We start from the raw sequence: 25,003 nt of genomic DNA, 5'->3' as shown, positions 1-25,003 counted from the left end.
AGAGATGCTGCTATAGCTGTTTCATAAAGACGCTCATCGTTGATCGAGTAGACTGGCCAAATAATTGGATGTCTCCGAGGTTGAATCGAAAGAGTCGGCCGGGGTATGTACTGAAGTGAGATGAAAATGGTGTTGTGCGGCCAGCCTCATAGTTTTAGTACAAGCTCTCCGGTCAGGCAGTGTTTTTTTAGGCTTTCATCAAAGAGATTCGAGAGACGTTTGCCGTGCTCATTGCAGCAAGGTTTTTGATCGTCATAGTACCATAAGGGGGCCTCAATCTGACGTTGAGGGATTTATGATTTTGATTGTAACTATATGCTTTAATAGCTATAATAGAAACAATGTTTTTTCAGTGAGAATTGACGATGGTTGATAATGTGCACACAACGGTTGTGTCCCATTTAAGTTTTGAAATTGAGGAAACTGCCCGTAAATCCCCCTTTATCTGATGCTTCTATCGGCAACACCTTTTACCTTCAGGAACAGGGAGAAAAGGTCAACTTCATTGTTTCGCGATTTTAAATAAATCGCGAAGTGTTTTTTTTGTGAAATTACTGAAATAAAAAGGAGAAAGTAATGAAAAATCGTAACAAGTCGCTTGTCTTTCTTGCTTCATCTGTCCTTTTGTTTGGTGTATCCTGTTCGAATGCAAAGGAAAAACCAAAGCTACAGCCTCTTGTCGATGAATATGCCGTTGCGGTTGACAATGTTACCTGTTTCTGGGGAGAACCGATAAACTATGGTGGCCGGAATTATCATGAAATGGGCTATGCCGGCCCCATGAATGTCAATATCGTGGATCGTACGGCATCGTACTGGATGTCCCGGTTTTTATTGAAGCCCGGTGAAACGCTTGTCTTAAAAGGGCAATTCAGCCACGCAAGGTATAACTCGATCCAATCGTATGGATCGTCATTTTCGACGTCTTCATTGCGGGATTTCGAAATCGCGCCTGATGAAGGGTCGATCAATCCTTTCCGTCAGGGAGCCAGCCGGGATACTCCGGCAGATAAACGCTGGTACACCATTTACATTGTCAATGAACAGGAGCCAGATGATCCATCGTTAAAAAAACCGAATACTTTGTACGCAGGGGTGCCTGAGGGAGATCTGCAAAGTCATGTTGAACTGCGTTATCGTACCTACCTGCCAGACCAAAAGTATGATGATAAGCTCGATTCTACAGGTGGAGCACAACTTCCCTTACCGGTTAAAGTCATCCGGGCTGACGGAACGGAGGAGCCTTTCGAGTGTGACCGTGATCCGAAAGAGCAGACATTTATGCTGGCTCAGCGATTGAACAACTCGGCAACAGCGATTAAGGCTTGGGAAGCCATTTGGAAGAAATATCCCTGCTCGGAGGCAAAAGAGGGAGAGTTCTGTAACGATCCCTGGACTGCACCGGCAAAAAATCCGCCTGTTTTTGAAAAGATCTTCGATTTCAAGTATTCGGTGTTCGGGCAATTTCTGCCGCCCGAAGAGCGTGAAAAAATGAAACCGGCTTCAAAATGTGGCGGTGAGGTTGATGTCCCCGCCAACAAAGACAACGGTTACATGGTTGCTTTTGCCCATAACAGTTTTGGCAAGGTTTTGCAGATTACGGGAAAGGCGCCCAGAACCCCTCGTACATACTGGAACAATGAGGTGTGGGATGAGTCCGATACAGATCTTCGTTACTGGAGTATTACCACAGGTAACGATCTTGTTACCGGCCAGATTGCTTCGGGGGTAAACGATGAAATGATTCCCATACGCGAGGATGGTACTTTCAGCGTGATTGTCTCGAAGCCTGAGGACAGGCCTGAATACGCGACCCAGGAGAACGGCCATGCATGGGTCGATTGGGGGCGCCGTGGAGATATGGCGGGACGTGACGGCTTCACGACCATTGCCATTCGCCACATGATTCCCAGTGAAGGCTTTAAACAAGCTTCTCAGTTCGTTTGTGAACCGGGAACCGAAGCGGAAGTGATGGGAGAGTATTTGCCAAAGGCCAGATATTTCCCCGATGCTGCAGCATTCGACAAGGAGTTTGGCCCTGGAGGAAACAAATAGTGTGTACCTGTAGTTATAAGTGGCTTTGGCTATTGTAACAACTATTCCTTAAACGAGTTAAACAAGATGACGATGAAAAAACATTTCAGTCGTGTAGCGGTTGCGCTGTTATTGTTGCTGCTGGCCGCACCGGCAGCTTTTGCCGCGCAAAGCAAACCGAATATTGTTATTATCATTGCCGATGATCTGGGATGGGGCGATGTAGGGTATCATGGTGCGAAAGATATCAAAACGCCGAACATCGACCGCTTGGCTACAGAGGGGACAAGGCTCGAGTCTTTTTACAGCCAGCCGATGTGTACTCCTTCTCGTGCTGCTTTTCTGACCGGCAGATACCCGATGCGCTATGGTTTGCAGTCGTTCGTCATTACCCCTGGGCAGCACTATGGCTTGCCGACCGATGAGCGTACTATTGCGCAAGATCTCAAGCAGCTGGGTTATCGTACCTATGCAGTCGGTAAATGGCATCTTGGCCATTCGGATGAGGCTTTTTGGCCTCAGAATCGGGGTTTCGATTATTTCTACGGAACAACCATCGGGAATGTCGATTATTATACCAAGGAAACAAGCGGTGTTTCCGATTGGCAGAGAAATGGTGAGTACCTCGATGAAAAGGAATATTTTACCGAGTTGATTACCAGGGATGCAGTTCGCATTATCGAGGAGCAGTCGGGTGACGAGCCGTTTTTCCTCTATATGGCCCAGTTGGCCGTTCATTCTCCTTACCAGGCGCCCCAGGAGTATCTCGACCGTTACAAGGATATCAAAGACCCGATCCGCAGAGCCTATGCGGCCATGGCTGCAGCCCTGGATGACTCGGTGGAACGGGTAATGGAGGCCCTCGAGAAGAAAGGGCTGCGTGAGAATACGCTGGTTTTGTTCATGTCGGATAACGGTGGTATCGCCGGGTCCGGATATTCCGGTACGATGAAACAAGTAACCGGTGACAAGCCTGCTCCGGCCGACAACGGTCCTTTTCGCGGCTCCAAAGCCAGTTTGTATGAAGGCGGGGTAAGAAGTGTTGCTTTCGTCAACTGGCCCGGGAAGGTCAAACCGGCCGTTACCGACGAGGTGGTTCATATTGTGGATTGGCGGCCGACTCTGTTAAATCTGGTTGGCGGTGAAAGCGATGGTGAAAAACCGGTTGACGGTAAAAACGTCTGGCCGGTCATCGTCGAGGGAGGTGCGAGTCCTCACGAAGATATCTTGATTAACGCGGAGCTTCATCGTGGCGCTGTGCGGCAGGGCAAGTGGAAGCTGATTAGCAGGGCGTCATTGCCAACCAGTGTAGAACTGTACGATCTGGAAGCTGATCCGGGCGAACAAAACAATCTTGCACGACAGCATCCGGATATTGCACAAAAACTGGCCGTCCGCCTGAATGATTATGCGAAAGACGCTACGGCAGCGCTGTATTTTACAGAGTACATGCCTTTCATCAAACAGGATTACAAGACATCGAGTCTGGAGTATGATGGTGATGAAGATAGCGGGCAGCCTGGAGAAAAGCCGGTGTTGCCTCAGCAGAAGTAACCGGTTTCAAAGGGTTAAATATAATGGATGACAAAGGGGGGATAATGGACTGTAAGCAAGGTTCGAGACGTTTTATCGTCGCTCTGCGGGCTCTTGCGTATGTGATTGGTTTCTTACCTCTTTTTTGTTTGCCTGCGGCTGCCGATGAGCCGCAGGCGCTGGAGCAGGCCGCTAATGATCCTACAGCGTCCCTGTTGAGTGTTTCTTTGTCGAACCTGTACAGTGGAGATTACCACAATCTCGACAACGGACGTGGTAATACCGTTCAGCTCCGTATGAGCTTGCCGTTCAAGACCGGCAAGCTTAAACATATTACCAGGGTGACCTTTCCCCTCATTACCGATAGTCCATCTGGAAAAACAGGGGTCGGTGATATGGTGGTTTTCGACTTGGTAACCTTTGATCAGTCCTGGGGGAGGTGGGGAGCCGGTATAGTCGGTTCGATTCCAATCGCGGGCGATGAAAGGCTTGGCAGTGGAAAACTCGGGGCGGGTCCGGCAATGGGGTTTGTCGCCCGCAACCCTGGATTTTTATGGGGGGTATTCAATCAAAACGTTTTTTCCTTTGCCGGTGACGGTGACGGTGACGGTGACAGGGAAGATGTCAGGGTATCGATTTTACAGCCGATAGTCAACATTTCTCTGCCTAACAAATGGTCCCTTGGTTTTTCGGAAATGAATTTTACCTATGATTGGGAAAAGGGCGACTGGTCCAATCTTCCTCTCGGAATAAAGGTCAGTAAATTGGTCAAACTCGACCAACTTCCTGTGACGTTAAGCGCGGGAGGGGAATACAATTTCCAGGATAATTATTCCGGATCTGAGTGGACTGTCAATGGCACTGTAAAATTCCTGCTTCCTATGTAGCGAAGGCAAACATCTTTTCTTCATGAAGAGGTTGGGCTGTTGGTGGAGATTGTGTGTACTATAAAAACAAGGAAAAATTTAAAGGTTTAAAGAAGTGAAAAAATGAAAAGCATATTTCCGCTCTGTACTCGTGTGCGTCTTTTGCGGCATACTATGAGTGTTTCCATTATGAAGCTTTGTGCGGTGTTTCTTTTTGCCGCTTTATCGACACTGCCTCTAACATCGTGGGCAGGAGAAGGGGGTGGAAGTCATTACACTCCTGGCACGCGAGGTGATTTTGCCATGGCTATGATAGGGCCGAAAGGTTGGTATTTGCGGAATGAACTGATATATCTTGACGGTAAAATCGGCCCTACGACACTTGGTAACACGGTGTTTCTGGAAGCTGAACAACAGGTCTGGCTAAATACGGCAAAGCTGTCGTATCTATCGGATTCACGTGTTCTTGGCGGGAGGTTCGGGGCTGTTTTAAGCATTCCGCTTGTGATCGATGCTGATCTTTCAGGGGAGGTCGCAAAACTTTTTCCTTCCGAGCGAAAGGCCAATAGATCCGGATTGGCCGATATGAGTGTGACAGGGATTTTAAACTGGAAAGAGGGGAATTTCAATTATAACGCCGGACTTTCTTTATATGCACCTACCGGATCGTACGATGCCGATCGAATTCTCAATCTTGGCCGTAATTACTGGACTCTCAATCCTTTTTTTGCGTTTACCTGGATGCACCCCAAACGAGGTCACGAGGTTTCACTGACTACCGGATATATGGTGAATTCGGAAAATGAGGATACCGATTACCAGTCCGGCAGTGAATTTCATGTAGACTTTCATTTGGCACAGCATTTCTCCTCGAAATTTGCGATTGGAGTGGATGGATATTATTACAAGCAGCTAACCGATGATGAAGGTCCGCTCCTCGATCAGGCAAATGCCTTGCTGGTATCGCTTGGTAAGGATTCCCTCGGCGGTTTTAAGGGAGAAGCCTTTGGGCTTGGGCCTGCTGTCAAGTACACGTTTACAGTGGGTGAAAAGGATATCACTGTTATTGCGAAATGGCTGCATGATTTGGATGCAACGAATCGCTTCGAGACAGATATCGCGATGTGTGCAATAGCATTCAAGTTTTGATCTGTTTTTATCTTGAAAATGGGTTCCACGCTCCTCTAGTGTCGGTTTTTTCCTGTTGCCGCTCTAATTCTTGTCGTCAAGGTAGGATGAGAGAGAGAAATTGTTTTTTTCATGCCGTCAACTGATAAGAAACAGTCGAAAGCCGGCACACGAAGTTGGAAGTTCGCGGTTGTTATTACTTTTGCTGTGCTTTTTGCGGCAGTTGTTCTCTATGTGGCTAATGAGCAATATCGGTTCTTGGCTTCGGTTGAAGAAGACCCCGGCTTCGTAGGGTCTTCTGCGTGCCGCAAATGTCACCAAGAAGCCTATCATGACTGGCAAGGTTCTCATCATGACAAGGCGATGGATATCGCTACAGAGAGCACGGTTCTCGGAGATTTCGACGATGTTCAGTTCACGGATCCTTTTAATGGGGTGACCAGTCGTTTCTTCAAGGAGGGTTCCTCTTTCTTTGTTGAAACGGAAGGGCCGGACGGAACATTGGATACCTTTCAGGTGACTCATACATTTGGTTTTTTTCCGCTTCAACAATATCTGATACCCTTTCCCGGAGGGAAGTTGCAATGCTTGAATATTGCCTGGGACTCCCGTGAAAACAAATGGTACAGATTGCCGCCTTATGAGATAGCCGGGCATGACGACTGGCTCCACTGGACAAAAAGCGGTCAAAACTGGAACAGTATGTGTGCGGAATGCCATTCAACCAGGCTGGAGAAAAAATATGACAGTGAAACCAACAGTTACGCTACGACATGGTTTGAAATCGATGTAGGTTGTGAGGCGTGCCATGGACCGGGTTCGGAGCATGTCAAATGGGCGAATGCTCCATTTTGGGCAAGAGACAAAGAGAGGAATTACGGGTTGAAGGTTAATAGTTCTGAGGTTACCAATAAGCAGCAGATAGCCATGTGTGCTTCCTGTCACTCCCGGCGTTATCAGCTTGGTGATAATTTTCATGACGAGGGAGATATTCTCGACAAGATGGTGCCGTCTCTTCTCGATGAGGGATTGTACTATCCCGATGGTCAGATTCTCGAGGAGGTGTATGTCTACGGCTCCTTTGTCCAGTCCAAAATGTACATGGAAGGAGTTCAATGCAGTGACTGTCATAATGTGCACAGTCTCAAGCTGCGTAAGGAGAAAAACGATCTCTGCCTGCAGTGTCATCGTAAAGAGCAGTATGAAACACCTTCACATCACTTCCATAAGCTCGAGCATGAAGGGAAACCCAACGATGGGGCACAGTGCATAAAATGTCACATGCCCGGTCGCACCTACATGGGAAACGACTACAGGCTGGACCACAGCTTTCGTATTCCGCGGCCGGATTTGTCCCTGTCGATCGGTACCCCGAATTCCTGTTCGGCGAGCGGGTGCCACAGTGATAAAAGTATCGAGTGGGTTAATCAGCACTATACGAAGTGGTACGGTGAAAAAAAGGGGGTTCATTACGGTGAAGTGTTTGCCGGTGTTCAAGAGGGAGCCGATCAACGTGAGAATCTTTATCAATTGGCGCAGGATGAGATTTTGCCGGAAATAGTCAGGGCGACGGCTTTGTCTCTGTTGAGAAATTATCCAGGATCGAAAACTACAGAAGTGTTCATCCAGGCGTTACAGTCACCCCACGCTTTGCTGCGTTATGTCGGTGTTCGTAACCTCGGTTATTTACCGGAGGGGGAAAAGCTGAGGTTTCTGGTGCCCAGACTGTATGATAAGGTAAAAGCAGTGCGTATGGAGGCTGCCCTGGTGCTTGCATCGGTTTCCGAAAGTGCCATTGAAAAGGACGATAAAGAGCAGTTTTTCGTTGCGTTGGAAGAGTATCGGGAGGCGATGATCTACAACAGCGATTTTGCTCCTCAGCGCTATAACCTGGGGAACCTGGCCATGGCGTTGCGGGAGCCTGAGAAAGCTATCGCATACTATTCGGCGGCATTGGAGATTGATAAACAGTTTTATCCGGCCAAGGTAAATCTGGCGATGCAATACAACCAGCTTGGAGAGAATAAAAAGGCGGCTCAATTGCTCAGGGAGGTGGTCCAAGAGCGGCCTGAGCAATATGCTATTTCCTACTCTCTCGGACTTTTACTCGCTGAAATCGAGGAATACGAAGAAGCTGCAGTTTACCTGGGAAGAGCGGCTGATGGAATGCCTGAGTATTCTCGAGTTCGCTATAACCAAGGTCTTGTTTTTCTGAAAATGCGTCAATGGGAGAAGGCTGAGAAGGCTTTGATGCAGGTGATCGAAACTGATCCATTGAATCGGGAATATTTTTGGACACTGGCAAATTTCTACCTCGATACGGGTGAAATCGAAAAAGCAAAAGATTTTGCCCGCTACCTGCTCCAGCGGGTTCCTGTTCACCGGGATGCTGAGGAGCTTTTAAGGAAGCTGCAGTGAGTCATATCTTCGAAAAAGAGCGATGTCCGGTTCACGGTGGTTCCTGAAAACCGAAACTTATACATTTCTTTTTCGGTTAAAAGCAAACACGGTACTTATTTCGCATAGACAATGTTTTTGAAGTCGCGTTTTACTTTTTATAAGAGCGGGAGACAGCTTATTGAAGCAGTCGTTCTGTCGTTTTTCCCCTCCTTTATATTAGGGCAAGTTCAGCCCGGGCTTTCTTTACGGTTTTTTTGCAGGAACAAGAGCTTGGCCGGTTAAAAAGGTTCCAGTAGCACTATCCCAAAAGCAGTTACTGTCTTTTAGCTTTGATACAGCAAGGTGTATTCAAGTGCGTCGGTGTTGCATTGGTTGCTGTCCTCGAAGGATGTTCAGAGCTGTTGGCTGAATCTGTGAAGATGTTTCCGAAAAGCGACGTGTCGGGTCAGGAAAGCGTTCAACAAATCAAAAGGAGGCTATACCATGGATTTTAAAAAAAACGTGTATATCGTTGCGGCTTTTATTCTTTCGATCTCGATGATCAATCCGTTACCTGTCATCGCCAAAGAGGGGGATGGTGCTCAAGAGGCCGCGGTTGCTGCGGTAGCGGCAGCAGCTATTCTTGGTGTAGCGGCTTTGTCGCACCATGATGGTCACTATCCCGATGGTGTACGGTATGAAAATTCCAGTGACAAGGCTGAGTTTGAACGTGGTTATCGCGACGGTCTGCATAATTCTGCACGCAACAACTATAACAATACGAAGGCCTACAGGCATGGCTATAAGTCCGGCTTCGATGAACGTGATATTCGTATAAGCCATAATCAGCGCAACAAATGGGATAAGAACCGTCACGCTGCAACTGGCAAGGTCAAAAGAGTCGCATTAAAGGAGGCGGAAAGGTTCTGGAATATTCCCCGTGGAAGCGCTACGCCCCTCAGTTCGACCTATAACGAGAAAAATGGTCATTACAGAGTCGATGTCGCTGCTGGTTACCATCGGGGGGTCTGTGTCCTGACCGAGGATGGAACGATAGTGCGTTTCAAGGATTCAAGGCAGTAACGTTATAGAAGCCAACTTCATGTTTCAGGAAGTTGGTTTTTTTATTTGTGCGAGGTAATCAGTCAGGAAAACAATCATGTAATATGCTTTCACTTTTAAACAGCGGTCACTTATGAAAAATTTTTCTCCATCCATGTATGTCGTTGCCATCGGGCTTCTTCTTGTTTTTGCTGCAGCATGTAATGGAAACATTGAAAAGGATGCTCAAGCCCTTGGCTATGAAATGAAAACGGTTGAAAAGATCTACCAGGCTGACGGGGCGGCGGGAGAGAACAAAACCTCCTTTAGGGTCAGCTATCCGGTTTTTTCAGATGGTGAGCACGCAGAAACCTTCAACAGTTATCTTTTGGGTTGGATTGCCGATAGTTCGGCAGTGAATGCGGCCCCGGATGATTCCGGAAATATAACCATCGAGCAGCTTGCCGATGAATTTTTTGCTGAATACGAATCGGTTCAAAAAGAGTTTTCGGTCAGTTGGCCGTATCAGTTCGATCTCGATGGTTCTGTACTGCTGAACCGGTCAGGTCTCTTGACGGTGGATCTTTCTTATTACGCGTTCACTGGCGGAGCGCATGGAAACAGTTATACGCAATTCTTTGTTTTCGATGCGGTTAAAGGAACACGTCTCGGGCTCGATGATGTTTTTGTTCAGGGGTTTGAAGAGCGTTTGAATAAACTGATCGATAGCAGATACCGGGAGATGAAAGGATTAACGCCAGCTGACAGGCTTGACGGGGAGAAAGGTATGCTATTCGATAACGTTATCGAATTTAACGGCAACTTTGCGTTGACCGGCCAAGGCGTTTCCTTTTTCTACAATAACTACGAGATCGCTCCTTATGCGGTTGGCCCGACAACAATAGATCTTCCTTATGGCGATCTGGAAAATATTTTGAAACCGCAGTTCAGGGAGTTATAGGGGGTGGGTTACTGATAACCGGATCGTTTGTCTTTATCATCGTTTCGAGAGGGAAAGAGAATCCTGCTCTGGTTTTGAATGCTTTGATAATTGTGTTATTTTGAATCCATTCATTTAATGGTTACTATCGCTGTAAATTCATAATTTAAAATCCAACGGTACATGGCTGAAGAAATCAAATCCCAGGAACAGCAGCAGGAAGGTGGTCCTCAAACCATAAAGGGGGATGTATCGACTATCCTTACAGGTGTAGGTTCCCTTCTTGATAATACCCTTACTCCAGTTGGCAATATGCTTGTTCAGGCTCTTGAGTCGGTCAACTCGGTTGCTCAGCAGATACTTGAAGGTATCAGTAAATCGCTCAATAATAATCAGGGCAGTAAGTAGCTGAGCCGATAGGCTGAAAAAGCCTGTCAAAGCCAGGTACTATATTGAATTTTGCCAAGGCAAGCCTTTTATCTGAGAAGGGCTTGCCTTTACTGTTTTCCGGCGCTATATTCCATGCCTGATTGATAGCGAGTTTTTTTCTTCTTATTGACTGCAAACAGACAATGCCTGATAAATTTCCCGAGTATCCTTCCAACGTGCCTTACAGCAGCGTTGAGGCTGAAGTGTTAGCGTTCTGGAAAGAGCATGATATTTTCCACAAAAGCCTTGACAAACCGGGTAACAACATCTTTTCGTTCTATGAAGGACCTCCGACGGTCAATGGAAAACCGGGCGTCCATCATGTTTTCAGCAGAACGATCAAGGACATTGTTTGTCGTTTCAAATCGATGCAGGGCTACAAGGTTCCTCGCAAAGCCGGTTGGGATACCCATGGACTGCCGGTTGAAATTTCGGTCGAAAAGAATCTCGGATTGAAAAACAAGGCTCAGGTTGAAGAATACGGGGCCGGTGAGTTCAATGCCGAAGCAAAGAAACTGGTTTATCATCATATCGACGATAACCGCGAGGGATGGGGCAGGTTGACAGAGCTGATGGGATATTGGGTCGATATGGACGATCCTTATATAACATGCACCAATGACTATATCGAGTCTGTCTGGTGGGCCTTGAAGACGATTTTCGATAAGGGTCTCATTTACAAGGATTACAAGATCGTCCCTCAGGATCCGAAATCTGAAACCGTGTTGAGTTCGCATGAACTTGCGCTTGGATATAAAGAAGTAAAGGATCCGAGTGTCTATGTGAAGTTCAAGGTGAAAGATGCCGATGAATATTTTCTGGTATGGACGACAACTCCTTGGACACTGATTTCCAACGTTGCGCTTTGTGTCGGACCCGATGTTGAATATGTCAAGGTAAGAACGCCGAAGGATGAGGTCTATATTCTTGCCAAATCGTGTCTCCGGGTGCTCGAGCAGCAAATGGGAGAGGATGAGGAGCTTGTTTTTCTGGATTCTTTCAAGGGTAGCCTGCTTGCCGGGATCGAGTACGAGCCGTTGTTTAGCTGGGCGCACCCCGAGAAGCCATGCTGGTACGTGGCCGAAGGTGATTTTGTTTCTACCGGAGATGGAACGGGTATCGTTCATATCGCTCCGGCGTTCGGCGCGGACGATTATGAACTCTCGAAAAAGTATGATCTTCCAATGCTGCAGCCGGTTGCGCGAAACGGTTGCTTTACAGCGGAGATTCCCGAATACGACGGGATGTTTTTCAAGGATGCCGATCCGTTGATTATCCGGCGGTTGAAGGAAGAAGGAAAGCTCTTTAAAAAGGAAACCATTACGCATGCTTATCCGTTTTCCTGGCGTTATGATGTGCCTGTTCTCTACTATGCGCGTGAGTCGTGGTATATCAGGACCACAAGTATTGCCGACCGGATGGTAGAGCATAATCGCCATATCAACTGGTGTCCTCCGGAAATCGGAGCCGGAAGGTTCGGGAACTGGCTTGAAGAAAATAAAGATTGGGCCCTTTCACGTGAACGGTTCTGGGGGACGCCGCTGCCCATATGGGTGGCAGATGATTTTGTGATCGGAGACGGTCCTGATTCCGGAAAGGTGTTTGCCGTTGGTTCCGTCGAGGAACTGAAGGATGGGTTTATCGATATCGGCGCAAAGCAGTATCGCCTCGACGATGCCCTTGCTGAAGGATTGGTCGAGCTTGATCTGCATAAGCCGTTTGTCGATAGGATATATTTCATCAAGGAAGGAAAACGGTTCAACCGTACACCGGAATTGATCGATGTCTGGTTTGACAGCGGCTCCATGCCGTTTGCTCAGCTGCACTATCCGTTTGAGAACAAAGAGCTTTTCGAGAAAACATTTCCTGCAGATTTTATCGCAGAGGGTGTCGATCAGACAAGAGGATGGTTTTATACTCTTCATGCCATCGGAACATTGATTTTTGACAAACCGGCATACCGGAATCTTGTTGTTAACGGTCATATTCTCGATCGCAATGGTCAAAAAATGTCCAAGTCGAAAGGAAATGTGGTCAATCCGTTTGAAACGATGGAGAAATATGGTGCCGATGCACTGCGTTGGTACCTTATGTTGTCCAGCCCTCCTTGGAGGCCGAAGTCTTTCAACCCGGATGAGATAGAGGAGGAGCAGCGCAAATTTTTCCGTGCATTCGTCAACAGTTACAATTTTTTTGTCATGTATGCGAATGTTGACGGTTTTACTTTTGTCGAGGATATCATTCCGGTGTCAGAGCGTTCCGGGTTGGACCGATGGGCTGTTTCCTGCCTTCATTCTCTGGTTTCGGGTGTGGAGTTACGCATGCAGCAGTATGATCTTACCGGTGCAATACGGTTGATCAATGACTTTACGGTGGATGATCTTTCCAACTGGTATATACGCCGTTCAAGAAAGCGTTTCTGGAAAGGAGAGATGGGACAGGACAAACTCGCAGCATACCAGACGCTTTACGAGTGCCTTGAGACGGTGGCCAAACTCCTGGCACCCTTTACGCCGTTTATTGCCGACCGGATCTACATGAGCCTGAATGGGGTCACCGGCAGAGAGTCTTGGGAATCAGTGCACCTCTGTGAACTGCCATCGGTCGATAAAGAGGCAATAGACAAGCCCCTCGAGCATCGGATGAAGAAAGCGCAGATTGTTACATCTCTGGTCCGTACCATGCGTGAAAGAGCTTCCATCAAAGTTCGTCAGCCTTTGAAACGTATCATGCTCGCTGTTGATGACACTGCTGACAGGGCGGAATATGAGAAAGTAAGGGATATCATTATTGATGAGGTCAATGTACAGACGGTCGAGTACATCGAGGATGAGAGTTCGGTGGTTAGTAAAAAGGCTAAACCTGATTTCAAGTCTCTTGGGCCCCGGTACGGTAAGGCGGTAAAACAAATTGCCGACTCTATAAGGGTGTTGACCCACAAGCAGATTTCTCTGCTTGAGGGTAAGGGCGCTCTGGAGCTCGATGTCGATGGTCAAAGCTATGTCATTACGCGTGAAGATGTTATCATCAGCCGTGAAGATATTGAAGGTTGGCTTGTCGCTTCCGATGATGCTCATGGCGTTATGGTGGCACTCGATACTGAAATTACTCCCGAACTGGAAATGCTCGGGCTTGCACGAGAGCTGGTAAGCAGGATTCAGGCGTTCAGGAAAGATAGCGGCCTGGAAATTACCGATAGAATTATATTACAGGTTGCCGGAAGCCAAAAGGTTATGCTTGCAGTTGAAGCGAACAGCGATTATATCAAGCAGGAAACACTTGCCGTGGCACTTGATATTGTTTCCTTCGATACCGTTTCGGAAGGTCGGGAAGAAAGCATAAACGGTGAATTATGCCGTTTAGTGCTTGATAAATCCAAATGCTAATGTTATAATTACCGTGTTTTTCCAAAGATAAAAGTATCGTCTTTGTTCGCAGCCGCCATGTAACAATCGTTTATCATAGGTTTGTTCTCCGTATAGCTTGAACCAGTAAACTGGATATAGATACCATGCCCAGAAAAAGCAGCACAGCCAGTACCAGTAAAAAAGAGAAAGAAATACCTGAAGGTCCTACCAAAGTCATTCATACCTATTTGTCGGATGAAGAGTTGGAGCATTTTAAGCAGCTTCTTCTGAAGCGTCGTGAAGAGGTACTGCGTGATCTCGATATTCTACGTTCCTCGCTTTCAGAGGAGAGCGTGGAAGATTCGATCAACTCGAACTATTCCATGCATATGGCGGATCATGGCACGGAAACTATGGATCGTGAGCAACGATTCATGTTTATTGCCCGTGACGAGAAATATTTAGGGTATATAGATCAGGCTCTTGAACGAATCAGAAACAAAACTTACGGTGTTTGCGCCAAGTCAGGCAAACCTATTCCGAAAAAACGCCTCGAAGCCGTTCCCCATACCTCAGTTCGAATTGAGTTCAAAGAAAACAAGAAGAAAGGGTAAATTTATTCTTCGTTATCGTACTCTTCCTTGTCAGTTGTTGCATCGTCCATGCTAATCGGATAGTCACCGGTGAAACAGGCGGTGCAGTAGCTTTGAGTTTCATTTTCAAATCTCGGCGCACTATTCAGCATGCCTTGAAGTGACAGGTATTTAAGTGAATCGACGCCGATGTATTCCCGTATTTTTTCGACTTCTTCGTCATGGTCTTTCGTGTCGGCAAACAGGTAGGTCAGCAACTGGCCTTTTGTTGGAAAGTCCATGCCGTAAAAGCAGGGGTTGGTTATCGGGGCGGAGCTGATATGCAGGTGAATTTCTTTTGGATTCGCTTCGCGAATGAGCTTTATAAGCATTTTCGCTGTTGTCCCGCGTACGATCGAGTCGTCAATAACGACGATTTGTCGGTCTTGAAGAACACCGCGTATAATGTTGTATTTCGAGCGTACTTTGATTTCTCTGCTCTGCTTGCCTGGTTGGATAAACGTCCTTCCAACGTAATGGTTTCGTATCAGACCATGTTCGAAGCGTGCCGGACGGCATATCTTGTTGCTTTCGCGCACAAAACCGAGAGCAGCTGTATTGGATGAGTCCGGTACGCTGACAACGATCTGGTGCTTGTCATCGTTCGATGGTTCGACCATGGACTCACGGGCAAGATTTTTGCCGAGGTTGCGTCGTATCTTATCGACAGAATGAGTGAAAACAAGGCTGTCGGGTCTTGCGAAGTAGACATATTCGAAAATGCAGCGGGCTTTTCTTTTTGAAGGAGGCAGATACAGTGATATAGGTTTATGGGTTCTGATCGAGGTCTTATCAATAAGCAGAATTTCTCCAGGCTCGATATCCCTTACGTAATCTACTGAAAGTATATCGAACGCACAGGTTTCACTGGCTACATAAAAAATTGCGTCGCCGGTATCCGGGTCGGTGGTTTTGCCAAGAGCCAGGGGTCTGACGCCATAGGGGTCGCGGGCGGCAATCAGCTGATCGTTGGCAAGGATGACGAGAGAAAACGCCCCCTTGACTTGACGGAGTGCGTGATAGATCTGATGAACCGGTTCCTTTTCTTTGCTGAGCGCTGCAAGATGAGGAATGATTTCGGTATCGGATGAAGCCTGGAAAATAATGCCTCGCTCCGTGAGCTCCTTGCGTAATGTACGCGAATTGGTAAGATTACCGTTGTGCGCGATGGCGAGGTTGCCCGACCGGTACGTCAGAGAAAACGGCTGTATGTTGCTTGTGGACTTTGAAGCTCCGGTCGTGGAGTACCGGTTATGGCCGATTGCCGCATGGCCCGGTAGTTTCTTGAATATTGCCGGATCTTTGAATACTTCGGCGACCAAACCCATGCCTTTGTGCTGGCGGTATATAGTCTTGTGTTTGTTTTCGTCGTATTCTGCTACAACTATTCCTGCAGCTTCCTGTCCTCTATGCTGTAGAGAGTACAACCCATAGAACGTATCTTCTGCAGGAGTTTTAGAATTATATACGCCGAAAACGCCGCACATAGGACTCCTTCAAATGTTAAGATTTTGTGAATTTCCTGCTATTAAAGTTGCCAATTGAAGGTAAAATAACAAGCGCTAATTATAAAAAATTTTTTCTGTTTAAACAGAACGGGCCGTCGCTTTGTTATTTCTGTCTGCAGTGCGTGCTTTTTGCTGAAAATATGGCAATCGATGTTAACGAAAAAAGCCACTGCAAAAAAGAAAAGATGCAGCGGCTTATAAACCTTTTGAGACTGTTCGGTGACTCGTGGAGCTAAGGAGACTCGAACTCCTGACCCTTTGCATGCCATGCAAATGCTCTACCAACTGAGCTATAGCCCCAACTTATAGCTGTTAATTATGAGAAAAAAAACTTTTATTTCCAACTGGTTTTGTTTTTTCCTTGCTTGATCCGAGTTTCCGGGTGAGTCTGGTTTTCAAATTGTGCATATTGTTTTTTGCTTCTACTTTACAGGTAGGTATGACGACTTTAGAGAAAAAATACAAAAGGTTTTTTATGCCTGGTTCTTGTTTTGAACAGGATGAAAAGCACTACTCGCGTTTTTCGGAAATATCGGCAGGATTTTAAACAAGAATTTCTATGGGGCTATGAATCTTTTTTTTGTGATCAAAGAGGGGTTTTCCGGTATTTTGCGTGCAAAGTTGCCTGCTGCGGTAACGATTGTCGTTGGCTTTTTTGCACTTGTACTACTTGGTTTGTTTGCTACGATTTCCTTGAGTTTTTTTGATATCATCGATGAAGTTCGGGGTAGAGTCGAGATAGAGGTGTTTTTTCCCGATGCATCTTCAGATGAAGCGGTGCAGAAATCCAAGGATGGCATCGAGTCTCTGGATGGAGTAAAAAAGGTGACATATGTTTCAAAAGACAGTGCTGCAGTCATTTTCAATCGGGAGTTCGGTCGTGATATTGTTGAGATTCTCGGTATAAATCCCCTTCCTCGCTCAGCGAAAGTTCTTCTTCAGCCTCGTTATGCTGGGCCCGACAGCCTTCAGGTTATTGTCGCTTCGATAAAAGCTTTTGACCCTTCACTCGATATTCGGTACAACAAAGTTTTTCTGCAACAGCTCGAAGATAATGCTCGTCTCTTTACCGTTCTTACAGCAGCGACCGGCATTCTCATCGCCATAGCGACAGTGGTTCTGGTTGGTTATACCATTCGTCTCGCGATCTATTCCCGTCAGCAGAGAATCAAGACCATGCGTCTGGTTGGAGCAGCTAACTGGTTTATCAGCGCTCCTTACGTCATCGAGGGAGGGATTCAAGGGGTACTGGCAGGAGGGTTTGCCTCACTTGCAATATATCTGTTATCGGACCAACTGCTTCTGCGTTATGAGCCAGGAATATATGAGGTTCTTCATCCTTCTACTTTTCTGGTTTACCCGGTTCTTATCGGTCTCGGCTTTTTTCTGGGCATTTTCGGAAGCACCTTGTCGGTGAGGAAATATCTGCGAAAAGCATGAGTTTCAGTGCGGACCACGAGCCAAGGGAAGCCGGTAACCGGTTCATGGAGCCTTTTCTGCACGAAAGATCATGTCGTCCTGTGAAATGGATGTTCGGATATAACAGAGATGTGGGATCAATCCTGGCCGGCGAGGTGGATGATGGATTCTGGGGTCAAACCCGGGAATGCCAAAGTGAGAAGGTAAAGGTCAAGAGAGGATGTGTCTTATGGATCCCCGGGTCGCGCTTCGCTTGCCCGAGGATGACAAGATGAGGGGGGAGCATGTCGCCCTGTGAAATGGATGTTCGGATTTTGTAAGAGCGCAGCATCCAATTCGATATATCTGTAGCAGGAAAGTCGGTGGATCCACAGATAATATTGGCTTCAGTTGGAAAACGTTTCATCGGTCATTGTTCATTTCTACTCAAATCCGGGAAATTTTTCAAGGTGCATCATGTTTCTCCAGGCTCGAAAGGAGGGCGATTTCTTCAGGCCAGATTTCAGGTTGCGGGGTTTCAAGAATCAGCGGGATGTTTCTGGTTGCAGGATGCTGCATGACGGCTTCAAAACCTGCAATCCCGATTTTTCCTTTGCCGATACTTTCGTGACGGTCACGCCTGCTGTTCAGCTCTAACTTTGCGTCGTTGAGGTGCATGCCTTTCAGATAATCAATGCCTATTGACGCATCGAACAAGGAAAATGTATCTGCGACAGCTGTTTTGTCTCGTAAATCATAGCCTGCTGCAAAAAGATGGCAGGTGTCGAGGCAGACACCAATCCTTTCCTTATTGTCAACTCTTTCAATGATAAAGGCAAGCTGTTCAAAAGAATGGCCGAGATTGGACCCCTGACCGGCGGTGTTTTCCAGCACTGCTTTTGCCTTTGCTGTGGCTTTCAGAGCCTGGTTGATAGATTCCGCGATTGTCTCAAGGCACTGCTCCTCCGGGATTTCCCGCAGATGGCTTCCAGGGTGAAAGTTAAGGTTTATCAGTCCAAGTGCTTCGGTGCGCTTCATTTCGTCGATAAATGCCAGGCGCGAACGGTTGAGCTTTTCAATGTTCGGACTGCCGAGATTGATCAGGTAGCTATCATGTGGCAGAATGTATAAAGGGTCGAAACCGCAGGTTTTACAATTGTTTGCAAATGCACGTACTGTTTCTTCTGTCAAAGCGGGGGCTTTCCACTGGCGTTGATTTTTGGTGAACATGGCAAAAGCGGTTGCTCCTATTTTCTCTGCGCGAAGAGGCGCGTTTTCTACTCCGCCTGCAATACTGACATGTGCCCCGATGTGTCGCATTATGGTGATGGATTTAGCGTTCAGAACTATGGGAAAAAGGGCTGTCGAGCTCTTTATTCCTTACTGTTTTTGTATCCTATTGTGTACATTTTTTTTCAGCACACCATATCTAACAAAAAAATGCCATGCAGCCAACTCCTCTTCTTTCCGTTATCGTTCCTTTCTATAATGAAGAGGAGTCTTTGCCCCTGCTCCTCGACCAGCTTTTCGAGGCCATGTCGGATAAGGAGTTGCAAGGTCTTTTTAAGCAGCCGTTTTCATTTGAGCTTTTGATGATCGATGATGGTTCGACGGATGGCTCATTGGATTTTATCCGTGAAGAGATTGTGCGCAAACCCGAGCTTAAGCTGGTTTCTCTACAACGAAATTTCGGTAAGACCGCTGCACTTTCGGCGGGTTTCAAGTATGCGGAAGGGGAGTATATTGTTACGCTCGATGCTGATTTACAGGACGATCCTTTTGCTATCAAATGTCTTATCGAAAAGCTTCAGGAAGGTTATGATCTTGTAAGTGGATGGAAAAGAGAGCGTAACGATCCGTTATCCAAAACAATTCCTTCGAGAGTTTTCAACATGACAACCAGGCTGTTTACCGGAATTGCGCTGCATGATTTCAACTGCGGTTTGAAAGCATACCGCAAAAAAGTTATACAGTCGCTCGATTTGTACGGTGAAATGCATCGCTATATTCCGGTTCTTGCGCGATGGAACGGTTTCGGGGTATCGGAGATTCCTGTGAAACATAATCCCCGCAGGTTCGGCAAAACCAAGTTCGGTACTTCACGCATTTTTCCGGGTCTGTTCGATTTCCTTACGGTGCTGTTCATCACTCGTTACCTACGGCAGCCGATGCACTTTTTCGGTATGTTGAGTCTTTTAAGTTTTCTTGTAGGTTTCGGGATCAGCCTTTATGTGACGATAGGAAAAGTTTTTTTCAATGAGGCGGTTGTGAACCGTCCGATTCTTTTTCTGGGTATTCTTCTCATCATTCTGGCTGTACAATTTTTCTCTATCGGACTCCTGGGTGAGATGTTGACCCGTGATGCATCCAGAACCCTTCATTATACTGTCAGGGAAACGATGAACGTTCAAGAGGAGAAGAGGTAAAAAAAGGATGCCGAGGCCTGTCTTTTTGCGTTTGTTTTGAATGCTACACTCCTCGTGTGTCCGGGTTCCAGATGTATTTGTGCAGTTGAAGCTGCAGCTTTACATGGAGGTGATCTTCAAGGATCCATTTTGCAAGTTCTGCAGGATCCAGCCTGCCGAAAACCGTACCCATGAGCACTGTACAGTGATCGGTCAGGCCCCAGCTGCTCAGCAGGTTTTTTGCCCATTCGTAATCTTGTCGGGAAGCGATGATCAGTTTAAACTCAAAAGTTTTTTTCTGAAGAACTGAAGATGCAATGACATATTCGATGTTTTTCAGGCAGTTTTTTTCACTTTCCCCCGACGAAGGTGCTTTCAGGTCTATTATCTTATGGACCCGAGGATCAACGCGATCGACAGGAACAAAACCTCCGGTTTCGAGCAGCAGTGTATGGCCCCGATCACAAAGTTGCCGCATGAGCGCATAGACGTTTTCCTGCAACAGCGGTTCTCCGCCTGTTATTTCTATAAGCGGAGTGTCGTAAGACTCTATCTGGTTGATTATTTCGGTGATGGTCATGTTTTTGCCTTCTTTACCTGAGGCGTAGCGGGTGTCGCACCAGGTACAAGAGCTGTCGCATCCCGAAAGGCGGGTAAATATGCAGGGCCATCCGGCGTAGGTCGATTCACCCTGAATGGAGAGGAATATTTCATTGACAAGCAGGGTTTCACTCATAATTCCTCTGCGATAAGGAGTTTTTCAAGAGCATCGGGGTAGAGCTGGTGCTCACATTTGAGGACTCGTGCCGCGAGTGATTCCGGAGTGTCTCCGGGTTCGACAGGGACTTTTCGTTGGAGCACAATAGGACCTTTGTCGTATTCCGGGTCAACATAGTGCACGGTGGCTCCGGACTCTTTACTGCCGGCTTCGAGCACGGCTTTATGAACATTGATGCCGTACATGCCCGGGCCGCCGAAATCGGGCAGCAATGCAGGATGGATGTTGAGGATTCTGAAGGAATAAGCATTGACTACGGTTTCCGGTACTTTTCTCAAATAGCCGGCAAGCAGGATGTATTCGATTGCATGTTCTTCGAGTGATGTGAGCATTGCAGCTGCGAATTCTTCGTGTGTATCGTACTGCTTTTCGGAGAGATGAACTGTCGGTATGCCATGCTGTCTGGCAAAAACGATTGCACCACATTCTGAACGGTTGGAGAGGCAGAGGGAAAATTCAGCCGGTAGACGGCGCTCATCGATAGCATAGTACAGAGACTGAAAGTTCGAACCGGTACCTGAACAGAAAGCCGCCAGACGGGTTTTACGGTTGGCCATTTATTGGATATTTGATTACATTGACGATTTATTGAGATTTAACCATATCAACCTAATCTACAAATGTCTGATCCTGTTATCAAACGTGCATTAGTGTCAGTTTCCGATAAAACCGGTATCGTGGATTTCTGCCGGGAATTGTCATCCATGGGGGTTGAAATATTTTCAACCGGTGGAACGTTGCGAACAATCCAGAGCGCAGGAGTTCCTGCCGCATCTATTTCAACCATTACGGGATTTCCGGAGATCATGGATGGACGTGTGAAAACGTTGCATCCGAAAATTCATGGCGGATTGCTTGCTGTACGTGACAATGCCGACCACATTGTACAGGCTGAAGAGAATGGTATCGGGTTTATCGATATGGTTGTCGTCAACCTCTATCCATTCGAGGAAACGGTTGCAAAGCCTGATGTCACATTTGAAGATGCAATTGAAAACATTGATATCGGCGGACCTTCGATGCTTCGGAGCGCGGCTAAAAATAACGAGTCGGTAACTGTTGTCACCGACAGTGCCGATTATGCTCTTGTTTTGGAGGAGATGCGTATGAACAGTGGGGCGACGACCCGTTCAACAAGGCTCAGACTGGCAAGAAAGGTTTTCGAGCTGACCTCTCGCTATGATAGTGCAATCGCCGGGTATATGACTGGAATCGAGAACGGAGGCAAAGATTCCGGGATAGATAAGACATCCCTGAAGCTCGAGCGTGAGCTTGATATGCGTTATGGGGAAAATCCACACCAGCAAGCCGGTTTTTATCGTATGAATGATGGGGAATGTTCCCGGTCTTTTGGTGAGTATTTTGAGAAGCTGCACGGTAAAGCCCTTTCTTATAACAATATGCTTGATACGGCTGCGGCAACCGGACTGATCGAGGAGTTCAGTGGTGAAGATCCGGCAGTGGTGATCATAAAGCATACCAATCCCTGCGGCGTTGCTCAGGCTTCTGCGCTTGTCGATGCTTATCGCAAAGCGTTTTCCACAGATACCCAGTCTCCTTTCGGTGGTATCATCGCATTCAACAAACCGCTTGATATGGAGACAGCAAAAGCGGTCGATGAGATTTTTACCGAAATTCTCATTGCGCCTTCCTATGAGGACGGAGTGCTTGAGCTTCTGCAGAAAAAGAAAAACAGGCGTCTTCTTCTCCAGAAACAACCTTTGCCGAAAGATGTTATAGAATACAAGTCAACCCAGTTCGGCATGCTGGTGCAAGATAGGGATAGTCGGATCGTTTCACGTGAAGATTTGAAAGTTGTTACAAAACGCCAACCCTCGTCCGAAGAGCTTGATGATCTCATGTTTGCCTGGAAAATCTGCAAACATGTGAAATCAAATACAATTGTTTACGTAAAGAACCGTCAGACTCTTGGTGTAGGTGCCGGTCAGATGTCTCGTGTTGACTCGGCGAAGATTGCCCGTTCAAAGGCTGCTGAAGCCGGTCTCGAGTTGAAAGGTTCGGCAGTTGCATCGGACGCATTCTTTCCTTTTGCCGATGGTTTGCTTGCCGCTGCCGAGGCAGGTGCCAGCGCTGTCATTCAGCCGGGGGGCTCTATCCGTGATGAAGAGGTTATTTCTGCGGCGGATGATCATAACCTGGCGATGGTTTTTACCTCGATGCGGCATTTCAAGCATTAAGTGGTATGAGTTCAGCTATTGATATCCCCTCCGACAGGCCGGAGAACAATTTCTTCCACTGACGTCCGTGATGGCTGAAGGTATGCGTCGACAACAGGACCGGCGATATCTTCAGGCATCATCATGAACGGTTTGAGTTCTTCTGCGGCTTCTCCCCACATTGGCGTATAGACAGCTCCCGGCATCACATTGGTGATTTTGACGTTACACTCCCTTCCGTAAAGGCGGAGTGCTTCTACGAGCCCTTTCTGGCCGAATTTGGACATCGAGTAAACCGACGAACTTTTAAATGCCATTTCCGCTGCTACAGAGGTGATGAAAAAGATATGGCCTGAGCGTCGTTTCTCCATGATGGAAAATACTTTCTGTGTCAGAAAAAAAGTGCCTTTCATGTTTACCGACATGATATAATCAAAATCATCTTCTGTCATTTCCTTCAGATCCTTGAACCGTCCGACGCCGGCATTGTTGATCAGGCAGTCAATAGTGCCGAACTCTTCAGTCGTTTGTTCAATCAGGTGGTCGATGTCGTCAAGGTCTGCTATATCGGCTTCTATCGGAACAGCTTGTGTTCCGAGTGCTCTGCATTTTTCTGCAAGCTTTGCAATATCGTTATAAGTGCGTGAGCAGAGAATCAGAACAGGGTTGAAAGAGGGATTTTTTTGTGATTTTTGGGAGAAGTCGAGGGCAATTGCCTCTCCGATACCTTTGCCAGCCCCGGTGAGCAGGATAATGTCTTGCATAGTCGAATTTTTGAATTATTGTTGATTTTTTCTTTCTAAAGTATTGTTATAGTACGGTTTAGTTTATGTTTCCACAAAGGATTGATCTTGGTTTCGATGTATTAACATCGAAAAAAGAGCCGAAAATGTTGTTACATCTTGACAATTAACCTATATTCATAGTGTAAGCTACCCCCAAGATGCTGTTTGCAACGGCATCTTCCTTTAAGGATAAATCCCCAATTTTCATCATGCAAAGGAAAAGTAAAGTAAAGTGGTTCGATGGTAAGAAGGGTTATGGTTTTATTGTTAACCCTGATGGCGGAGAAGATATTTTTGTCCATTTTTCCGCAATTGTTTCCGATCAGAGTTTCAAGGTACTGAATCAGGACGCTGAAGTTGAGTTTGAAGTTGATCAGACGCAGAAAGGGCTACAGGCAAAGAACGTCTGTGAGATTTGCGCTGGAAACGTAACTGTTCAGCCTCAGCCTCAAGCTTTCGTGCGTCCTGGTGAGGGTGTTCCCGGTCAGTAAATGACTCAAGGTTACATCGCTTTTCTTTTTAGCACGACTGGAAATGCTATGAAAATTCAAGTATGTTTTTTCGATGTGTTTCTATGTTGCTGTTAGAACCAGTGTACCATGACTCTGGAACGGTTTTCTCTCGGCTGTGGTATTACGGTCGAGAGATACGATTAATAAAAGTCGCCTGTTTAAGCTTTGGAAGTTCTTCTTTAAAGGCTTTCGCCGGCACTATGCTGCTTTGTTTGCAGTTATGGTTACAGGTGAAGATACGATGCCTTGCTAATGTGGGTTCTAATACCTGAGTGACAGGGGAATATTTGAAATTGCTCTTATTTCCAAAATGCCTGCTTGTTAAGTTGAAGAATTGTCCCAGTCTATAATGTGTCTCCCTTCTTTTTTCAGCAACCCTTATGAGGCTCGTCATGAGCGTTGTAAATTTGCGTTTTTTTCTGATCGTTTTCATGCAAGCAGTGAATGCTCTCTGAAACTGAACCAGGTGTCCTTGCCTGTTATGACATGATCGAGAAGCTCGATCTGAATTATCGATCCGGCCTCTTTCAGTAAAGAGGTTACCTGCTTGTCCGCATTGCTTGGCTCGGCATCCCCGGATGGATGGTTGTGGACCAGGATAATCGCATGAGCACTTTCCCGTATGGCTGATTTGTAAATTTCTCTCGGATGAATCAATGATGCGTTCAGTGTTCCAACCGAGATAAGATCATGGCGCATGATCTGGTTTTTCGTGTTCAGGTGCAGTAAAAACAGGTGCTCTTTACTTTCATCAGGTACTCTTCCGTTCATATACTCGAAAACGTCTCTTGCCGAACGTACCCTTTTGTTGGCGTTGCGTCTGAAATGAAGACGTTTGTGCAGTTCAAAGACAGCTTTTATCTGCATTGCTTTTGCAGGCCCTATTCCTTCGTTTTCCTGCAATTCACCCATTGAAAGATCGGCAAGTTTCTCAAGACCGTAACTGCTCATGAGTTCATTGCAGGTTTCCAAAATATTTTTCCCTTTGGTTCCGGTTTTGAGTATAAGTGCCAGAAGTTCAGCTGAGCTTAGGGCTGATGCGCCTGAGTGTAAGAAGCGTTCACTTGGCCGGTCATGAGGATCGAGGTCATGAATTCTCATTCTTCGCTGG

The 25,003-nt window shown here is 46.7% G+C and carries 20 protein-coding genes and 1 tRNA gene; 14 read left to right on the top strand and 7 right to left on the bottom strand.

Translation table 11 applies throughout. From position 1 onward, the window contains the following. Positions 1-576 precede the first annotated feature (576 nt). From CR164_RS07415 to CR164_RS07370, 10 genes are all read left to right on the top strand, one after another. Entirely contained in the window at positions 577-2,055 is a 1,479-nt protein-coding gene (locus CR164_RS07415) for a hypothetical protein (protein WP_110023288.1), read from the top strand. Between the two features lie 66 nt (positions 2,056-2,121). Further along, entirely contained in the window at positions 2,122-3,588 is a 1,467-nt protein-coding gene (locus tag CR164_RS07410) for an arylsulfatase B (RefSeq protein ID WP_204901798.1), read from the top strand. 23 nt (positions 3,589-3,611) lie between these two features. After that, positions 3,612-4,454: a hypothetical protein gene (locus CR164_RS07405; RefSeq protein ID WP_110023286.1), complete on the top strand. Its 843-nt coding sequence runs from the start codon at positions 3,612-3,614 to the stop codon at positions 4,452-4,454. 102 nt (positions 4,455-4,556) lie between these two features. Next, on the top strand, positions 4,557-5,582 hold the full coding sequence (locus CR164_RS07400; protein WP_110023285.1) for a SphA family protein: 1,026 nt from the start codon (positions 4,557-4,559) through the stop codon (positions 5,580-5,582). Positions 5,583-5,693: 111 nt separating this feature from the next. Further along, positions 5,694-7,979, top strand: coding sequence for a tetratricopeptide repeat protein (locus tag CR164_RS07395; protein WP_110023284.1), 2,286 nt, complete (start codon positions 5,694-5,696; stop codon positions 7,977-7,979). 465 nt (positions 7,980-8,444) lie between these two features. Next, positions 8,445-9,023 carry a hypothetical protein gene (locus tag CR164_RS07390; RefSeq protein WP_110023283.1) on the top strand — a complete coding sequence of 193 codons (579 nt, stop codon included), beginning with the start codon at positions 8,445-8,447 and terminating at the stop codon, positions 9,021-9,023. 112 nt (positions 9,024-9,135) lie between these two features. Continuing rightward, complete coding sequence (locus CR164_RS07385; protein WP_110023282.1) at positions 9,136-9,942, top strand: DUF3298 and DUF4163 domain-containing protein; 807 nt, start codon at positions 9,136-9,138, stop codon at positions 9,940-9,942. A 162-nt stretch (positions 9,943-10,104) separates the two neighbouring features. Beyond that, the gene (locus tag CR164_RS07380; protein WP_110023281.1) at positions 10,105-10,329 is read left to right on the top strand and encodes a hypothetical protein; all 225 of its coding nucleotides are present in this window, start codon (positions 10,105-10,107) and stop codon (positions 10,327-10,329) included. A 164-nt stretch (positions 10,330-10,493) separates the two neighbouring features. After that, the gene (gene ileS / locus CR164_RS07375) at positions 10,494-13,736 is read left to right on the top strand and encodes an isoleucine--tRNA ligase (RefSeq protein WP_110023280.1); all 3,243 of its coding nucleotides are present in this window, start codon (positions 10,494-10,496) and stop codon (positions 13,734-13,736) included. A gap of 125 nt (positions 13,737-13,861) precedes the next feature. Beyond that, the gene (locus tag CR164_RS07370) at positions 13,862-14,311 is read left to right on the top strand and encodes a TraR/DksA family transcriptional regulator (protein WP_110023279.1); all 450 of its coding nucleotides are present in this window, start codon (positions 13,862-13,864) and stop codon (positions 14,309-14,311) included. A gap of 2 nt (positions 14,312-14,313) precedes the next feature. Here the strand turns inward: CR164_RS07370 and purF are convergent, their stop codons facing one another. Together purF and CR164_RS07360 are read right to left on the bottom strand one after the other, a co-directional pair. Then, positions 14,314-15,816 (bottom strand): amidophosphoribosyltransferase, encoded by a 1,503-nt coding sequence (purF, locus tag CR164_RS07365; protein WP_110023278.1) that lies wholly within the window; start codon positions 15,814-15,816, stop codon positions 14,314-14,316. Between the two features lie 248 nt (positions 15,817-16,064). Then, positions 16,065-16,137: transfer RNA gene (locus CR164_RS07360), tRNA-Ala, on the bottom strand. 267 nt (positions 16,138-16,404) lie between these two features. Between CR164_RS07360 and CR164_RS07350 the strand changes: the two genes are divergently transcribed. Beyond that, complete coding sequence (locus tag CR164_RS07350; RefSeq protein WP_110023276.1) at positions 16,405-17,277, top strand: cell division protein FtsX; 873 nt, start codon at positions 16,405-16,407, stop codon at positions 17,275-17,277. A 423-nt stretch (positions 17,278-17,700) separates the two neighbouring features. On the opposite strand, the gene nfo is transcribed toward CR164_RS07350, so the two are convergent. Then, positions 17,701-18,555, bottom strand: a complete 855-nt coding sequence (gene nfo, locus CR164_RS07340; protein WP_110023274.1) for a deoxyribonuclease IV — start codon at positions 18,553-18,555, stop codon at positions 17,701-17,703. A gap of 125 nt (positions 18,556-18,680) precedes the next feature. On the opposite strand from nfo, the gene CR164_RS07335 reads away from it, so the two are divergent. Beyond that, the gene (locus CR164_RS07335) at positions 18,681-19,661 is read left to right on the top strand and encodes a glycosyltransferase family 2 protein (protein ID WP_110023273.1); all 981 of its coding nucleotides are present in this window, start codon (positions 18,681-18,683) and stop codon (positions 19,659-19,661) included. A 43-nt stretch (positions 19,662-19,704) separates the two neighbouring features. On the opposite strand, the gene CR164_RS07330 is transcribed toward CR164_RS07335, so the two are convergent. Both CR164_RS07330 and purN read right to left on the bottom strand, forming a co-directional pair. Continuing rightward, positions 19,705-20,376 carry a radical SAM protein gene (locus CR164_RS07330; RefSeq protein ID WP_110023272.1) on the bottom strand — a complete coding sequence of 224 codons (672 nt, stop codon included), beginning with the start codon at positions 20,374-20,376 and terminating at the stop codon, positions 19,705-19,707. Next, on the bottom strand, positions 20,373-20,975 hold the full coding sequence (gene purN / locus CR164_RS07325) for a phosphoribosylglycinamide formyltransferase (RefSeq protein WP_110023271.1): 603 nt from the start codon (positions 20,973-20,975) through the stop codon (positions 20,373-20,375). The genes CR164_RS07330 and purN overlap by 4 nt, the downstream gene beginning before the upstream one ends. Positions 20,976-21,038: 63 nt before the next feature. Here purN and purH point away from each other — a divergent pair, with 63 nt between their 5' ends. Continuing rightward, positions 21,039-22,616: a bifunctional phosphoribosylaminoimidazolecarboxamide formyltransferase/IMP cyclohydrolase gene (gene purH, locus CR164_RS07320; RefSeq protein ID WP_110023270.1), complete on the top strand. Its 1,578-nt coding sequence runs from the start codon at positions 21,039-21,041 to the stop codon at positions 22,614-22,616. Positions 22,617-22,627: 11 nt separating this feature from the next. On the opposite strand, the gene CR164_RS07315 is transcribed toward purH, so the two are convergent. Continuing rightward, positions 22,628-23,359 (bottom strand): SDR family oxidoreductase, encoded by a 732-nt coding sequence (locus tag CR164_RS07315; protein WP_110023269.1) that lies wholly within the window; start codon positions 23,357-23,359, stop codon positions 22,628-22,630. A gap of 230 nt (positions 23,360-23,589) precedes the next feature. Here CR164_RS07315 and CR164_RS07310 point away from each other — a divergent pair, with 230 nt between their 5' ends. Beyond that, positions 23,590-23,871, top strand: coding sequence for a cold-shock protein (locus CR164_RS07310; RefSeq protein ID WP_110023358.1), 282 nt, complete (start codon positions 23,590-23,592; stop codon positions 23,869-23,871). A 450-nt stretch (positions 23,872-24,321) separates the two neighbouring features. On the opposite strand, the gene radC is transcribed toward CR164_RS07310, so the two are convergent. Then, positions 24,322-24,993 (bottom strand): RadC family protein, encoded by a 672-nt coding sequence (gene radC / locus CR164_RS07305; RefSeq protein ID WP_110023268.1) that lies wholly within the window; start codon positions 24,991-24,993, stop codon positions 24,322-24,324. Positions 24,994-25,003 lie beyond the last annotated feature (10 nt).

It is taken from the genome of Prosthecochloris marina, from assembly GCF_003182595.1.
Taxonomy (GTDB): Bacteria; Bacteroidota; Chlorobiia; order Chlorobiales; family Chlorobiaceae; genus Prosthecochloris; species Prosthecochloris marina.
The sequence above is the reverse complement of the archived record's forward strand: the minus strand, read 5'-3'. Positions and strand labels throughout refer to the sequence as shown.

What these genes read in the sequence shown, in the direction of transcription:
- CR164_RS07415 (WP_110023288.1), top strand. Translation starts at nt 577, where the DNA reads ATGAAAAATCGTAACAAGTCGCTTGTCTTTCTTGCTTCATCTGTCCTT.
- CR164_RS07410 (WP_204901798.1), top strand. Translation starts at nt 2,122, where the DNA reads ATGACGATGAAAAAACATTTCAGTCGTGTAGCGGTTGCGCTGTTATTG.
- CR164_RS07405 (WP_110023286.1), top strand. Translation starts at nt 3,612, where the DNA reads ATGGATGACAAAGGGGGGATAATGGACTGTAAGCAAGGTTCGAGACGT.
- CR164_RS07400 (WP_110023285.1), top strand. Translation starts at nt 4,557, where the DNA reads ATGAAAAGCATATTTCCGCTCTGTACTCGTGTGCGTCTTTTGCGGCAT.
- CR164_RS07395 (WP_110023284.1), top strand. Translation starts at nt 5,694, where the DNA reads ATGCCGTCAACTGATAAGAAACAGTCGAAAGCCGGCACACGAAGTTGG.
- CR164_RS07390 (WP_110023283.1), top strand. Translation starts at nt 8,445, where the DNA reads ATGGATTTTAAAAAAAACGTGTATATCGTTGCGGCTTTTATTCTTTCG.
- CR164_RS07385 (WP_110023282.1), top strand. Translation starts at nt 9,136, where the DNA reads ATGAAAAATTTTTCTCCATCCATGTATGTCGTTGCCATCGGGCTTCTT.
- CR164_RS07380 (WP_110023281.1), top strand. Translation starts at nt 10,105, where the DNA reads ATGGCTGAAGAAATCAAATCCCAGGAACAGCAGCAGGAAGGTGGTCCT.
- ileS (WP_110023280.1), top strand. Translation starts at nt 10,494, where the DNA reads ATGCCTGATAAATTTCCCGAGTATCCTTCCAACGTGCCTTACAGCAGC.
- CR164_RS07370 (WP_110023279.1), top strand. Translation starts at nt 13,862, where the DNA reads ATGCCCAGAAAAAGCAGCACAGCCAGTACCAGTAAAAAAGAGAAAGAA.
- purF (WP_110023278.1), bottom strand. Translation starts at nt 15,816, where the DNA reads ATGTGCGGCGTTTTCGGCGTATATAATTCTAAAACTCCTGCAGAAGAT.
- CR164_RS07350 (WP_110023276.1), top strand. Translation starts at nt 16,405, where the DNA reads ATGAATCTTTTTTTTGTGATCAAAGAGGGGTTTTCCGGTATTTTGCGT.
- nfo (WP_110023274.1), bottom strand. Translation starts at nt 18,555, where the DNA reads ATGCGACACATCGGGGCACATGTCAGTATTGCAGGCGGAGTAGAAAAC.
- CR164_RS07335 (WP_110023273.1), top strand. Translation starts at nt 18,681, where the DNA reads ATGCAGCCAACTCCTCTTCTTTCCGTTATCGTTCCTTTCTATAATGAA.
- CR164_RS07330 (WP_110023272.1), bottom strand. Translation starts at nt 20,376, where the DNA reads ATGAGTGAAACCCTGCTTGTCAATGAAATATTCCTCTCCATTCAGGGT.
- purN (WP_110023271.1), bottom strand. Translation starts at nt 20,975, where the DNA reads ATGGCCAACCGTAAAACCCGTCTGGCGGCTTTCTGTTCAGGTACCGGT.
- purH (WP_110023270.1), top strand. Translation starts at nt 21,039, where the DNA reads ATGTCTGATCCTGTTATCAAACGTGCATTAGTGTCAGTTTCCGATAAA.
- CR164_RS07315 (WP_110023269.1), bottom strand. Translation starts at nt 23,359, where the DNA reads ATGCAAGACATTATCCTGCTCACCGGGGCTGGCAAAGGTATCGGAGAG.
- CR164_RS07310 (WP_110023358.1), top strand. Translation starts at nt 23,590, where the DNA reads ATGCAAAGGAAAAGTAAAGTAAAGTGGTTCGATGGTAAGAAGGGTTAT.
- radC (WP_110023268.1), bottom strand. Translation starts at nt 24,993, where the DNA reads ATGAGAATTCATGACCTCGATCCTCATGACCGGCCAAGTGAACGCTTC.